Origin of the sequence: Roseibium sp. HPY-6, from assembly GCF_040530035.1 — a bacterium.
Lineage (GTDB): Bacteria > Pseudomonadota > Alphaproteobacteria > Rhizobiales > Stappiaceae > Roseibium.
The window spans coordinates 2,294,343-2,307,681 of sequence record NZ_JBEWCD010000001.1 but is presented as its reverse complement, the minus strand read 5'-3'; the positions used below and the strand labels follow the sequence as shown (position 1 = coordinate 2,307,681).

Annotated in this window: 15 protein-coding genes; 8 read left to right on the top strand and 7 right to left on the bottom strand. The window is 56.4% G+C overall.

The window, feature by feature from the left end:
• Positions 1 to 51: 51 nt before the first annotated feature.
• Positions 52 to 1,860 (bottom strand): ABC transporter transmembrane domain-containing protein, encoded by a 1,809-nt coding sequence (locus tag ABVF61_RS10700; RefSeq protein ID WP_353993497.1) that lies wholly within the window; start codon positions 1,858 to 1,860, stop codon positions 52 to 54.
• Positions 1,861 to 2,175: 315 nt separating this feature from the next.
• Between ABVF61_RS10700 and rpmE the strand changes: the two genes are divergently transcribed.
• The gene (gene rpmE / locus ABVF61_RS10695; RefSeq protein ID WP_008196026.1) at positions 2,176 to 2,400 is read left to right on the top strand and encodes a 50S ribosomal protein L31; all 225 of its coding nucleotides are present in this window, start codon (positions 2,176 to 2,178) and stop codon (positions 2,398 to 2,400) included.
• Between the two features lie 117 nt (positions 2,401 to 2,517).
• Here rpmE and ABVF61_RS10690 read toward each other — a convergent pair whose 3' ends face one another.
• Both ABVF61_RS10690 and ABVF61_RS10685 read right to left on the bottom strand, forming a co-directional pair.
• Complete coding sequence (locus tag ABVF61_RS10690; RefSeq protein ID WP_353993496.1) at positions 2,518 to 3,567, bottom strand: alpha/beta hydrolase family protein; 1,050 nt, start codon at positions 3,565 to 3,567, stop codon at positions 2,518 to 2,520.
• On the bottom strand, positions 3,567 to 4,478 hold the full coding sequence (locus tag ABVF61_RS10685) for a sterol desaturase family protein (protein WP_353993495.1): 912 nt from the start codon (positions 4,476 to 4,478) through the stop codon (positions 3,567 to 3,569). The genes ABVF61_RS10690 and ABVF61_RS10685 overlap by 1 nt, the downstream gene beginning before the upstream one ends.
• Before the next feature lie 133 nt (positions 4,479 to 4,611).
• Between ABVF61_RS10685 and ABVF61_RS10680 the strand changes: the two genes are divergently transcribed.
• On the top strand, positions 4,612 to 5,205 hold the full coding sequence (locus ABVF61_RS10680) for a TetR/AcrR family transcriptional regulator (protein ID WP_353993494.1): 594 nt from the start codon (positions 4,612 to 4,614) through the stop codon (positions 5,203 to 5,205).
• A 113-nt stretch (positions 5,206 to 5,318) separates the two neighbouring features.
• Here ABVF61_RS10680 and rcdA read toward each other — a convergent pair whose 3' ends face one another.
• Positions 5,319 to 5,864, bottom strand: a complete 546-nt coding sequence (gene rcdA, locus ABVF61_RS10675; protein WP_502949940.1) for a protease adaptor protein RcdA — start codon at positions 5,862 to 5,864, stop codon at positions 5,319 to 5,321.
• A 413-nt stretch (positions 5,865 to 6,277) separates the two neighbouring features.
• Positions 6,278 to 6,472, bottom strand: a complete 195-nt coding sequence (locus tag ABVF61_RS10670) for a DUF1192 domain-containing protein (protein WP_353993493.1) — start codon at positions 6,470 to 6,472, stop codon at positions 6,278 to 6,280.
• A 137-nt stretch (positions 6,473 to 6,609) separates the two neighbouring features.
• On the opposite strand from ABVF61_RS10670, the gene ABVF61_RS10665 reads away from it, so the two are divergent.
• The 5 genes from ABVF61_RS10665 (at position 6,610) to ABVF61_RS10645 (ending at position 10,660) form a co-directional block, all read left to right on the top strand.
• Positions 6,610 to 7,623: an NAD(P)H-quinone oxidoreductase gene (locus tag ABVF61_RS10665; RefSeq protein WP_353993492.1), complete on the top strand. Its 1,014-nt coding sequence runs from the start codon at positions 6,610 to 6,612 to the stop codon at positions 7,621 to 7,623.
• 154 nt (positions 7,624 to 7,777) lie between these two features.
• Entirely contained in the window at positions 7,778 to 8,518 is a 741-nt protein-coding gene (locus ABVF61_RS10660; protein WP_353993491.1) for a DUF1013 domain-containing protein, read from the top strand.
• A gap of 211 nt (positions 8,519 to 8,729) precedes the next feature.
• The gene (locus ABVF61_RS10655; protein ID WP_353993490.1) at positions 8,730 to 9,320 is read left to right on the top strand and encodes a TetR/AcrR family transcriptional regulator; all 591 of its coding nucleotides are present in this window, start codon (positions 8,730 to 8,732) and stop codon (positions 9,318 to 9,320) included.
• Positions 9,313 to 10,476 (top strand): aromatic ring-hydroxylating oxygenase subunit alpha, encoded by a 1,164-nt coding sequence (locus ABVF61_RS10650; RefSeq protein ID WP_353993489.1) that lies wholly within the window; start codon positions 9,313 to 9,315, stop codon positions 10,474 to 10,476. The genes ABVF61_RS10655 and ABVF61_RS10650 overlap by 8 nt, the downstream gene beginning before the upstream one ends.
• Before the next feature lies 1 nt (position 10,477).
• On the top strand, positions 10,478 to 10,660 hold the full coding sequence (locus ABVF61_RS10645) for a hypothetical protein (protein WP_353993488.1): 183 nt from the start codon (positions 10,478 to 10,480) through the stop codon (positions 10,658 to 10,660).
• A gap of 82 nt (positions 10,661 to 10,742) precedes the next feature.
• Here ABVF61_RS10645 and ABVF61_RS10640 read toward each other — a convergent pair whose 3' ends face one another.
• Together ABVF61_RS10640 and ABVF61_RS10635 are read right to left on the bottom strand one after the other, a co-directional pair.
• A complete protein-coding gene (locus tag ABVF61_RS10640) occupies positions 10,743 to 11,429 on the bottom strand; it encodes a M50 family metallopeptidase (protein WP_353993487.1) in 687 nt (228 codons plus the stop codon).
• 112 nt (positions 11,430 to 11,541) lie between these two features.
• Positions 11,542 to 12,147, bottom strand: a complete 606-nt coding sequence (locus ABVF61_RS10635; RefSeq protein ID WP_353993486.1) for a DUF6980 family protein — start codon at positions 12,145 to 12,147, stop codon at positions 11,542 to 11,544.
• Positions 12,148 to 12,435: 288 nt separating this feature from the next.
• On the opposite strand from ABVF61_RS10635, the gene ABVF61_RS10630 reads away from it, so the two are divergent.
• Complete coding sequence (locus tag ABVF61_RS10630; RefSeq protein ID WP_353993485.1) at positions 12,436 to 13,320, top strand: LysR family transcriptional regulator; 885 nt, start codon at positions 12,436 to 12,438, stop codon at positions 13,318 to 13,320.
• Positions 13,321 to 13,339: the final 19 nt, after the last annotated feature.

Genomic DNA, 13,339 nt, shown 5'->3' with positions numbered 1-13,339 from the left:
AGCGTCGTTCTGGAACGCTCGTCACGCCTTGCTTCGTTGAAACCGGCAGATTTAAGCGGTTTCTTTCTGCTTTTCCGCGCCGAACTGCAGGCGTGCCAGTTTGGCGTAAAGACCACCCGCGGCGCTCAACTCGGCGTGCGTACCTGTCTCTACAATTTGGCCGTCTTCCATGACGACAATCCTGTCCGCTTTGAGGACGGTCGCGAGCCGGTGTGCAATGACAAGGGTCGTACGGCCGGCCATCAGTCTGTCGAGCGCCTTTTGGACCAGGTTTTCGCTTTCCGCATCGAGCGCGCTGGTCGCCTCATCGAGAAGAAGGACAGGAGCATTGCGAAGGACCGCACGGGCAATCGCAATCCGCTGACGCTGGCCGCCTGAAAGCGTGATCCCGCGCTCGCCGACAAGCGTGTCATAGCCATCTGTCATGTTCTCGATAAAGGGTGCTGCCAGCGCGGCCTGCGCCGCCGCGACAATTTCCTCGCGCGAGGCATCCGGGCGCCCATAGGCAATGTTCTCGGCAATCGTGGCGCCGAAAATTGCCGTATCCTGCGGAACAAGGGCTATGTGACCGCGCAGATCCGTGGGGTCGAGCTGTTTCAACTCGACGCCATTAAGGCGGATCGAACCCGCGCCCGGATCGTAGTAACGCATCAGAAGACTGAACAGTGTTGACTTTCCGGCACCCGACGGCCCGACCACAGCGACCGTTTCTCCGGGCGAAACTTCCAGAGTAAGGTTCCTTACAACCGGCATGTCCTTGCTGTTGCCATAGGCGAAGGAGACGCGGTCATAGGATATTGCCCCAAGATGATTTTCCGGCAATTTGACCGGGTTGGCGGGGGCTTTTATCTCTGGCTCGATTTCGAGGAGTTCGGACAACCGTTCGGCAGCTCCGGCAGCCTGAGAGAGTTCGCCCCAGACTTCGGAGAGTGCAGCCAGGGACCCGGCGGCAAGTATCGAATAGAGCAGAAACTGGCTCAGCTCGCCGCCGGTGATCCGACCGGCAAAGACATCGCTTGCTCCGATCCAAAGAACCGCCACGATGCTGGAGCCAATAACGAAAATCGCAAAACCGGTCAGCGCGGCCCGGGCCATGATCGCTTGCCGCGCGGCTTGAAATGCCGTTTCGACGGCGGATCCATAGCGATCGGCGCTACGGCCTTCGTGTGTAAAGGCCTGCAGTGTGCGCACAGAACCGAGCATTTCGCTGGCATAAGCGGACGCATCAGCAAGTGTGTCCTGCGCGAACCGGGACCTCTTGCGCACCTTGCGGCCGAAACCCAGGACAGGGACAAGGATCACCGGGATCGCTGCGAGAACAAAAACGGACAGGCGCGGGCTTGTGACGACCATCATGACCGCGGCACCTGCGAACATGATCAGGTTCCGCATGGCCAGTGACGCGCTGGCGCCGAAGGCCGCCTTGATCTGAGTGGTGTCGGCTGTAAGCCGCGACAGGATCTCGCCTGATTTGGCACTGTCATAGAAGGACGGGCTGAGGCGTGTCATGTGGTCGAAGACGTCGGAGCGGATCTCTGCCACAACGCGTTCTCCCAACCACATCACAAGGAAGTAGCGGATGGAACTCGCCATCGCCAAGGCACAGACGACGCCGATCAGAACCGCAAAATAGGAATTTACAAGTGCTGGATCGTCAGCTCCGAACCCGTAGTCGATCATTCTACGAACCGCCGCGGGCAGGACAAGTGTAATGACGGCAGCGGAAAAAAGCGCTGCAACAGCCGCCAGAACCATCCCACGGTGCTTCAAAAGATATGGCAGAAGGCGTGTCAGCGGCTTCAAGGACCTGCGGGATCTGTCCTCTCCGCCCTGAGGGTCTGTTGCGCTTGCATTCGCCAAATGGGCTCTCCTTCTTGTCCGGGTCTATACGCCCGGTATGTCTCGTCTTTATCATGTTCCGGCGCTGGAACAATGCCTTGATCCCGATCGCCGCCCGAATGTGATGTGACAGAAAAACGCGCCGTATTCCTTGATCAAGGCCAAATGCGTATCGCAGGAAATTGTCCCTTGTCTTGACTGCTTGCTTGGGGTATATCCCCGCCTCATGTTTCTGAGGGCGGCGTCCGCATCCGGATCGGCGGCCCTTTATCTCGTTTTGCGCCTTTATCCATCGCTTGCGGCATAAGCCTTGGACGGCGCTTGAAAGGACCGGTCATGAAAGCGGATATTCATCCCGACTATCACACCATTAAGGTCGTCATGACCGATGGTACCGAATTCACCACCCGCTCTACATATGGCGCGGAAGGCGACACCCTGCAGCTCGACATCGACCCGACGTCCCACCCGGCGTGGACCGGCGGCGACCGTCAGCTGATGGACCGCGGCGGCCGTGTGTCCCGCTTCAAGAACAAGTTCGCAGGCTTCCTCGGCTCTTAAGCGCCCCGAAATTCTCGACATTGAAAACCCGGCCAATGGCCGGGTTTTTTATTGTGTGCTTAATACGTTCCCGCGGGTTTCCAGCCCGGCCGATCAACAACGTAGACAATCGTTTGTTCAGTCGGCAGTAACGGCAGACATCCACTTTTCCATAGTGCGCAGCGCAATTGGGTCAATTGTCGTGGGAATGCGGACATATTCGGAGACCTTGCCGGTCTCAGTCGGCTGAAGAAGGTGATTCAGTCCCGCCAGAACGAGTGTCCTGGATTGGGGATGACGCAACAACCCCTCCATCACCGGCGCATTCTGCCGGGGAGAGACCTGCAGATCGTGTTCGCCAAAAACGGCAAGGACAGGCACCTTGAGGGTTTCAAGGTAAGGCCGGGGATCATGCTTGGCATAAGCGATCGCCCAGGGTGATGACCAAAGGTCCACGTTCTCCTTGATCTGGCTGCGATTTGCGCCCGCCCGCTTGAATATGGCGGCCAGTATCTTTCGCATGTCCTGTGGGGTGTCTGGTGAGCGGAGTAATGACACCACCTCGTCGACTGCCCGAAGTTGCCGATCGATCTCACTTTCTGAAACTCCCTGCGCTCTTGCAACGTCTGCAACCTGTGTTGCCATGACGTCGGGAAGCAATCGAAGCGCAGGCGCTGCGAGTAATATCTGAAAGTCCGCCGCGTTTTGCTTATGTGCAATCGGCGCAAGATAACCACCTTCCGAGTGTCCGATGTATCCGGTCTTGCCGCCTGCAATGCGGGGATGCGTTTTCAGGAACCGCATTGCAGCTGCCGCGTCGGCAGCCAGTTCCATTGGTGTGACGGAAGAAAAATCGCCGGTGCTTTTGCCGACGCCGCGGTCATCGTATCGCAGGACCGCAAAGCCATGCTTCGTCAGGTGGTCAGAGAGAACCAAAAAGGGCTTGTGGCCCGCCATCTCCTCGTCTTTGTTCTGAGGTCCGGATCCGGTGATAAGAATGACGCCTGGAACACGCGCTTCGCCGTATGGAACCGTCAGTTCCGCATCCAGTATCACGCCAGGACTGCCACCCGGAAGTCTATGATGCTCGATGATGTAGTCCCGTTCACCTGGGGTTTGCGGGCGTTCGGTCAGACCGAACGCCGCAATATAGCCTGCAAAGGTTGCTGCAATGACGTCGAGTTTCATCACGTGTCCTGACGCTGCGGTGTCTGGTCGAGGGTTTCGGCCTGGTTGTTTGCTCTCTTTTCCTTACGCCAGCCCGGGGGCATGACGATTGTCGCGAGCCGGGATTTCAGTGGTCCGGGCCGAAGCACATCCTTCAAGAGAAGCGTTGTCTCGCGAAAGTTGATGATGAAGGGATTTGACGACATTACCGGTTCGGTTATCCCGTACAGGACCTGCTCGGTTTCCGGCTCATAGGTTCCGAAAAACCTGTCCCAGACGATCAGGATGCCGCCGTAATTCTTGTCCAGATAGATCGAATTCCTGCCATGGTGTACGCGATGGTTGGAGGGGGTGTTCAATACCCCGTCGAGAAAACCGAGTTTTCCGAGCTTTTCAGTGTGGATCCAGGATTGGTAAGCGATCACAACGGCGAAGGCGGCGATCACCTGGGCAGGATCGAAACCAATCATCACCATCGGAACGAAGAAAATCCAGGTAAACAGGGCTTCGATCCAGGCCAGGCGCAAGGCGGTGCTGAAATTGAATTCCGGCGATGAGTGGTGGACGCTGTGATAGGTCCAAAGCAGGCGGACACGGTGTTCGCACCTGTGCATCCAGTAATAGGTCAGGTCTGCCAGTAGGACCGCGAGCGGCCAGGACCACCAGGACAACGGAATTGTGGCAATCGCCAGATACTCCGCCGCGAAGATCCCGACAACAAAGATCGCGCCAAATGCAAGCCGTTCCAGAACATTGTTGACGATTGAAATCAGAATGTTCGCGCCAGTCTCCCGAAGTGACTTCCGGTAACCGGAAAAGACATCCCAGGCCGTTTCGGAAACCAGCAGCAGCAGGAAGACCAGGCCGATCATTTCCACGGCCGCGAACACAGGGTCCGCCAGTGACAAACGTGCTTCTATATTGTCGAACATCAGATACCTCATTAGAACGAACGTTCGTTCATTTAACTAATATCGTGCAGGCCGAATTGCAAGTCGGGTCAAAACCTGAAATGAGAAACACTCACAAACGTGGCAGGGAATCCTGAACGGGCAAGAAAAGCAGATGGCGGAACATAGACCAGAGAAATCGACGCGTGCGGACAAGACTGCACAGCGCCGTCAGCTGATCGTCGAAGCCGCGGCGAAGCTCTTCATTCTCAAAGGGTTTCATCAGACCGGCATGCGCGACATTGCGGGCGAGGCCGGTATCAGCCTTGGAAATCTCTACAATCACTTCAACGGCAAACATGAGATCATTGCGGCCATCGCGGAAATCGAGGCCTCGGAGATGGAGCCGCTGCTCAACCTTCTGGATTCGGTGTCGGCTGATGGCAGTGCCGCGCTGGCCGAGTTTGCCGAGGCCTATTTTGCAATCTGTTCGTCGCCGGAAAATGCGGCGCTCAGTGCCGAAATCGTTGCTGAGATCTTTCGAAATCCGGAGGCCGGCGGCGCGTTCCTGAAGACAAGGGCGCGCCTGATCGGGGCGCTCGAACGGCACATCCCCGATGTCTATTCAAGCCGAACGGCGACCGCGGGGCTTGTTCTCGACCTGATCGAAAGAGCAGGGCAAAGCGCTGTCGGAACAACTGCGGCATCTCAAAAAGAGATTAGAGCGTCCCTGCTGGAAATATTGACCCGCGTGATCGAGCCATCTTGAAATCTGTCGACGGATGAACGGTCGGGATCCTGAACGTAGTGTCCGAGCAGTCGGGACGGCATGAAAAAAGCCGCCAGATGGCGGCTTTTCATTGAAGCGGATTGAGCGCCTGGTCAGCCAAGCTTCGCGAAGGCCGCGTGCAGCTGGTTCAGTTGAGATGCGACCGGGTTGTCGTTGATCGCTTCTTCCTCGTGGTGCTCTTCGACGCCTTTGCGATAGAGCATCTTGTCGAGGTGAACGACGCGTTCCTGAAGACGCGTGGAGCGCTCGATCAGATCGCGCAATGTTTGCGGAAGATCTTCCCAGGACGGGCCACCGGTTGTGCTGCTGAGCTTATCCAGACGGACCTTATTTTTCTCGCTGCCTGCCTGCTCACGGGACATTTCGCCTTCGTTGACTGCGCGCTGAAGCAGGAGCCACGAAGCAAGTTGCATCAGCCGGGTTGTCAGCCGCATGGATTCTGTCGCGTAAGCGAGTGAAGCGGGGCGCGGCAGCTGCTTGGCTTCCTCGCGGCCCTCTCCATCCAGATACATGGCGGTTTCTTCAACGAGAGACATGCCTTCCTGAAACAGGTTCTGGAAGTTGTCCGAGTTGGCTAGGTGATGTGCAATGTGTACCGCACTTGCAGGACCACCGGCTTTTTTCATGTCTTCCGTCATAGGATTCTACGCCTCAACTACTCTTCCGGTTCGCCGCGCCCTTGTTTTGTTGTCCCGGCCCGAAACATCCCATGGCAGGATGTTCCGTTTCGAAACGCTGCGCGCTTTCATGCCAATTATGGAGCAAGCGCCGTGCCAAACGTGTTCCCGACGGCGATTAACCAGAACGAACACACGATACTATGGGGAGGAGACAAAAAAAAGAGCCGCACGGTTGCGGCTCTGAGTCTTTAACAGGGAGGCGTCAAACAGAGTGGACAGGAGCCACTCAAATCCAGATGACTGGATGGGTTTATTTATACTTTGGAAAGATTAATGAGAGGTAAACGAGTAAAAATTTACCTACCTGATTTACCGTGAAAGCGGCAAATACCTGAAATTATTTCACAATTTTGGCACAAATTACATGAGTTTCACCGAAAAACCGAGTTCGCAGCATCGCGAATAGTACTGCGTTGTTCCAACTCCTGCTGCGTACGGTTAATTTCAGCCTCAAGGGCCGAAATGCGCTCGGAAAGTTCTTCCTCCGACAGACGGGCAAGTTCTTCCCCAACGGTAATTTTTCCGGTCTCCAACTTTTTGGGGACATCTTCGTCAAAAAGGCTCATTGTCTGGCTCCCTGAAGCGTGGCACTCACATTCCCGCGACCTGTTCGCGTGTCGATCTTTCCTTTCGACACACTCTTCTCAAGTTTACCATAAGACAGTCTCGGATCGACCCACCAGTCCCAAAATGAACCAGAGGAATGGCCCATATGCAAAATTTGCCGGACACCATGACCGCAATTGCGATTAGCGAGCCGGGAGGGCCGGAAGTGCTCGTTGCCGAAGAGCGGCCGTTGCCTGTTCCGGGCCCGCACGAGATCCTGATCCGGGTCGAGGCCGCCGGGGTCAACCGTCCGGATGTCCTTCAGCGAAAAGGGGCTTACCCGCCGCCGAAAAGCGCGTCTGACCTGCCGGGGCTTGAGGTTGCCGGTGAGATCGTTGCCTGCGGTGATGAGGTCAAGCGCTACACGACAGGTGACAAGGTCACGGCGCTCGCTCCCGGTGGTGGCTATGCCGAATACTGCAAGGTTCCGGCCGGACATGCGCTGCCAGTGCCCGCAGGTCTGTCAATCATCGAAGCCGCAGCGCTGCCTGAGACCTTTTTCACCGTCTGGACGAATGTTTTTGACCGCTGTGCTCTTGCTGCTGGCGAACGGTTTCTCGTTCACGGTGGTACGTCGGGCATAGGCACCACAGCGATCCAATTGGCGAAGGTCTTCGGGGCAGAAGTGTTCACAACTGTTGGCTCCAACGAGAAGGCCGATGCTGTTCGAAAACTTGGCGCGGATCACGTGATCAACTACCGCACGGATGTCTTTGAGAAAGTCATTCACGAGATTACCGGCGGTGAAGGTGTCAACGTGATTCTCGACATGGTCGGTGGCGACTATGTCGAGCGGAACTGGAAAGCCGCGGCGGTCGAGGGGCGGATCTGCCAGATCGCGACGCTGAACGGCGTTGCGGAAAACGCCAATTTTTCGCGCCTGATGGTCAAGCGGCTGACGCATACCGGATCGACACTGCGCCCGCGCAGCGACGCCTTCAAAACTGCGATTGCAGAAAACCTGGAGGCGAAGGTCTGGCCGTTGATCGAGTCGGGAAAAGTGAAGCCGGTTATGGATTCGACCTACCCGCTCGCGCAGGCCGCCGAGGCCCATCGGCGGATGGAAGGTTCTGGACATATTGGGAAAATCGTCCTGACCGCGAGCGACTGATCTCCGCGCTTAGCACATGGAAACGCAGATTGAATGACAGTATTTGCGTTTCCGCTGCGTTCAGCATATATTCCCGCCACTTTCCATGAAATACAAAGAGAACACCGCTTTTTCGCCTTGCCGGGCGGGGGAGCACACGAGAGGAATTTATCCGATGGCGAACACGCCGCTAATGCCGAAGGCCACCGCCGTCTGGCTCGTGGACAACACGGCTCTGAGCTTCACCCAGATCGCGACGTTCTGCAAACTGCATCCGTTGGAGGTCAAGGCTATCGCTGATGGTGAAGCTGCGCAGGGTATCAAGGGATTGGATCCTATACTGACCGGCCAGTTGACGCGTGAAGAAGTCGAAAAGGCACAAAACGATCCCAACTATCATCTGAAGCTTCAGGGCTCAAAGGTGGTCGTGCCGGAATCCAAGCGCAAGGGACCGCGTTATACGCCTGTCTCCCGCCGCCAGGATCGTCCGAATGCGATCCTGTGGCTGGTGCGCAACCATCCGGAAATGAAAGATGCGCAGATCATGCGCCTCGTCGGCACCACCAAGCCGACGATTGCGGCAATCCGCGACCGGACGCACTGGAATTCCGCAAACCTGACACCGTCCGATCCGGTTACACTCGGTCTTTGCAGCCAGCTCGAACTGGACATGGAAGTTGAAAAGGCGGCGAAGAATGCACCGCAACCTGTTGCCGGTGAACCGGTTGCAACGCTGATGCCTGTTGAGGACAGCACGAGCGAAGACGCCATTGCCGCCGCTTTCTCGCTGGACCCCAGTCAGCCTGTGAAGCGTGAAGAAGAAGAGGAAATCGACGCGGACGCTGTCTTTGCGAAGCTCAATTCCTTGAAGGGTGATGACGTCGAAGACGCCGAAGGCGAAGACGACCCTAAGTAGCACCAGGGTTTGTCCACGTTTGTGTTCGACCGCCGGCTGGCTTCAGCCGGCGGTTTTTTGTTGCCGGTATGCTGTTCGATGAGCGCGAAGACCCCCTCGAAACCGGAAAGAAGCGCGTCCCCAGTGCTGAGCCAGTAAATTATCAAACTTGACAATTAAGTGCATTTTCCTAAATTGATTGTCACTCTTGATAATTAACTGGAGGCGAAGTTTGGCACGCCCTGAAATCAAGGACGATCGCCGCGAGCAGATCCTGGATGCGTTCGAACTGTGTGTTGCGCGCTATGGGCTTGAGGGAGCAACCCTCGGCAAGACAGCAGAGTTCGCCGGTCTCGCGCGCCCGCTCATCCGTCACAATGTCGGCAACAGGGAAGATCTTCAAAAAGCCCTTGTCGAACGGTTCCTGGTACGAAGCCGGGTTGCCATGGAACAGTTGCTGGCGTCGCTTCCGGATATAGATCGTCTCGAAACCCTTCTTGACGTGTTGTTCGATCGTCGAAACGCAAATCCGCAACTCGTTTTGGTTTTCAACGCCTTGAGCGCGGCTGCCCCGGACAATGCTGGGTTAGCGGCGCAGCTTCAGCAGTGGCTCGCGGATTTTGTGGAGCAATTGGAGGCAGAAATCATACGCGCTTATCCGGAGACCTCCGCTTCGCAGGTCGAAGCAGCTGCGGCCGGGATTTCCGGGATCTATTTCAACGTCGAAGCGCTTTATCCGATCGGCATTTCCAACCATTTCGTGACATCATCGCGGCGGGCTGCCGGCCTGCTCGTTTCAGCACTGGAGACCGGCAATGAGTAACGCTTTCCGCCTGCAGCCCGATGCCTATTTCCACGATGATTGGCTCAAACTGGAGCAGCAGACCCTGTTCCGTGATGCCTGGAGTTTTGCCGGAACGATCGCTGACTTCAGCGAGCGGGGGGATTACCGCCTTGTCACTATTGGAGCGGTGACCATCATCGTTGTCCGAGACAAGTCCGGCACTCTGAACGCCTTTCACAATTTTTGCCGGCATCGCGGGGCAACCTTGCTCGATGCGGCCGAAGGAAACACAGGCAGTACGATCGTTTGCCCCTACCACCGCTGGACCTATGGTCTTGGTGGTGAGTTGCGGGGTGTCCCGGACAGACAGAGCTGTTTCGCCGATATCGACCGTGCAAGTCTCGCCCTCAAACCGGCCGCAATCGGGATCTTCAAGGAATTCGTTTTTGTGAACCCGAACGGGCGGGCGCAGTTCGATGACTGGATCGCGCCGATCGCGGAAAAGGTCTGGCCGCATGACATCTTCGCCAGTGATGTCAAGGAAGCAGCACCGCTGGTCTATGACGTCAAATGCAATTGGAAGGTTTTCGTCGAAAATGCCATCGACGGATACCACTTGGCCTATCTCCATGAGCAGACGCTCGGTGGCCCGACACCTGACAAAAATGTCTGGGAAAACACCGGAGACCATATGATCTGGTATGCGAATGAGGACGGGATCCGGCACCGCCTCCCGCTGAAGATCCGGGAGGAGACGGGTTCAGCAGGCGTGATCAGCAGCGCGTCCGAGCCAGGATATGGCGGCGTCTACTTTCTCTTTCCTGCCACGCTCGTCGTTCCAACCCCGTATGGGCTTTCAATCACCTCACTGCGACCGTTAGCACCGGGCAGAACGCAGCTTGATGTGCGCCAGTGGGTCGGTCCCTGGCAATGGAGGGACGAGCGCAAGTACATACCAGGCTATGACAAGAAAACCGGTATCATTTCGTCGGACAACTGGACGAAACCAGCTTTGGAAACGGGTGATTTTCAAACCGAAGACATTTGGATCTGCGAAAAAGTTCAGCGCGGTGTGGAGATGCCGGGGTTCGAATTCGGTCCGCTTTCGGAAGGTCCGGGGGCTGAAGACCCCATTCGCTGGTTTCACAACAGTCTGTGTCGGCACATGAACCTGGACCGGAAGGAGGTTCTTTGAGATGGCTTTAACGACCATCCTTGGCATCATGCTCCTGGTCTGGGTTGCGTATGATCTTTACGCCGGAGAAGTCTGGCTGCATCGCAGCTTCAAACGAAAAACCGAACCGGTCGGCTACTGGTTGACGATCAGTGGCTGGTTTCTGGTCGCACTGTCATCTTTATTCTGGTCAGGATTTGCCTAGGGTCCGATTGATTGGAGAGACCGCTCTCAAGGGTTCCAAGAACGACACGTGGTGCGCACTGAAGTCCAATGAAACAAGGGCTTCAGTGCCGGGCTTCTTCGCGAAACGACAGATTGCTTTTTTCGCCCAGTCCATACCGGACGCAGCAATAGATTGCCGCGAGACTGAGGACCAGCCAGAGACCGCCCCAGAAGACGGTCGGGCCACCAAACTCTTCCGCGAGCATATATGCGTCCGACCGAGCGCCTGACCGGCGGATCGTGTCGTCGAAAATGTCGTAGGGCACATAGATGATGCTCGACAACCCGATGACGCGAAGGACCATGTCATTGATGGGGCGGCTGAGAAAGCGGGCGATTGCCAGCATGCCGATACCGGTTGCCGCGCAAAACAGAATGGCGAACCAGTCGCGCACATAAAGGAGGGTGACCAATAACGTCAGGCATCCGAACAGGGCCAGGACGGTGCGATCGGCCTTGGTGCGCAATGCAATCATCAAAAGGGTAATGCCGATCAGCAGCGAGCCGAGGTAGCCGGCCGACAATGTAATGAACCTGTTCCCGCCGCGTGAGATCACGTGGCCGCCCTGTTGCGGTGAAACCGAAAGATCCACGACCGAACCGCCGGTCAAGACGGTGGCAATTGCGTGCGCGAGTTCGTGCAGGAAAACGACCAGTATCTTCAAGGGTATTACGACAGGTGTGTTCCAAAGGAGGAACAACACTACCGTGATCGCAATAAGTTGCCAGTGGCCTTTGAGCAGCTGCATGTATCTGAAAGGACATGCCGCAGGCGCGAAGTCAAGCGGGTTTGAATGGCGAGAGGGAGCGCTTTTCTTTGCGTTGATTTTGGCTGACTTGCCAGGGATTGGAAGCGCGGTCTTACAGATCCCGCGCGATCCACCATTCCTCGCAGAAATATTCTGCTCCAAGACGGTTACGAGCTTCGTCAGTCGTCCAATCCTCCGTGCCGATGAGTTCGTCCATCAGGTCAAACCATTTGTCGGCAAGGTCGGGAGGGAGCTCTTTGCCGGTCCAGGGACAGTGACTTATAACACGCATTGCCGGTCCCCAGGTCTCCTTGAGCGCGAAGCGGCGAATGGATGGGTCGTACAGCACCGGTACCTGTGGGTCGCAGGCCTTTTGAAGAAGTTCAGGAAACCTTTCGAACAAAACGGACCTGCGCGGATCAAGACCAAGTTGTTCAAGCACATGACGATTGTCGATCGCGATGGCCGTCAGACCGCGATCATGAAACGCGTCCCAGGCTTCTTCCTCTTCGGGTGCGCTGAAGGGGAGCGTTTCACCTCTTTCTCTTGCAGCCTTTTCAGCCTGCTCGCGCTCCGTTTCCTGCGCTTCAGCTGCATCGCAATACTTGTCATGCAATTCCAGGCCCCGTTGAAGCAAAACAATATTTCGTTCGGTGATTTCGTCCAGACGGTCGCTTGTGATCGTAAGGCCGGGGATGTTTGCGGCGGATCTCGTCATAACTATTCCTGCTCCGGACCTGGCGTTCTGCCGATATGCGTTTGCCGCCGATCGGCAACGGCGGCTTCAGACTCCCACAATGTATGCGACGTTTGAAGACAATTTCCCTGCAACGCAAAAATCTTTGAGATCAGCAATAATGTTCAAGACCGGACGTCATTGAAAAGACTAGCCTTGAAAAAATGCACATTCGAATGCCTGGCGGGTGAACGCGTCCGGGCTGAATGGAGCTGCCATTTCTTTCGGTGGCTCGCGCAAATTTCGACTGATTTCACGAGGTATTTCAAAGTGAATTGGGACGATATACGCATTTTGCTGGCATTGGTGAGAGCGGGGTCGCTGACCCGCGCTTCGCAAATGCTGGGCATAGATCAATCGACGGTCGGCCGGCGGCTTTCCTCGCTTGAGGCAGCTCTCGGTGCACCGTTGTTTCTGAGATCGAAATCCGGGATCATCCCGACCGAACTCGGCGAGAAACTGGTATCGGATGCCCTGGAAATCGAACGGCGCACAGAAAACATGCTGGAAGCGGCCTCGCCCGAAAATGAACCAGTGGGCGAACTCCGTGTCATGGGAGACCATTGGGTATTGCAGCATCTCGCCAATACGTTTTTTCCATCGCTGATCGATGAATTTCCCAAATTGTCGTTGCGCTTGAACTCCGGAGCACCCTCGCCTTCATTCTGGAGCGCGGCAACCGTTTCCCTGTGGTTCGAAGATCCGCCGCAGATGGGAGAATTTGCGATCAGACTGGTCGACGTCCCGTTTGCGCTCTACACGCATCGTGACAGCCGGTTTGACGAGACCGGCTGGGTTTCACTGCTCGACGCTTGTACGACAAGGCGTCCGCCGGCAAAATTTCTTGAAAAGTACCGGAGACGGGGTGAGCCCCTCCACATGACGGCAAACGATCCGGGATTGCTGTCCGCTGCGATCGAAAGTGGCATGGGCAAAGGGCTATTGCCGGTTTGCCTGGGTGAGGCACTCCCAAATCTGAAGCGTGTGGGCGGCGGCGAAGCGGAGGTTGCGCGGACGCTTCATATTCACGCACATCCAGACACGGTGCAGTCAATGAGAGTGCAGACTGTCATCCGGAAACTGCGCGAAAATGCCGGCTCTCTGTTTTCACCTGCGAACTATGAGGAGGAGAGCCGCGTGGCGGCATGCGGGTGATCGGTGTGCGCGCATGTGG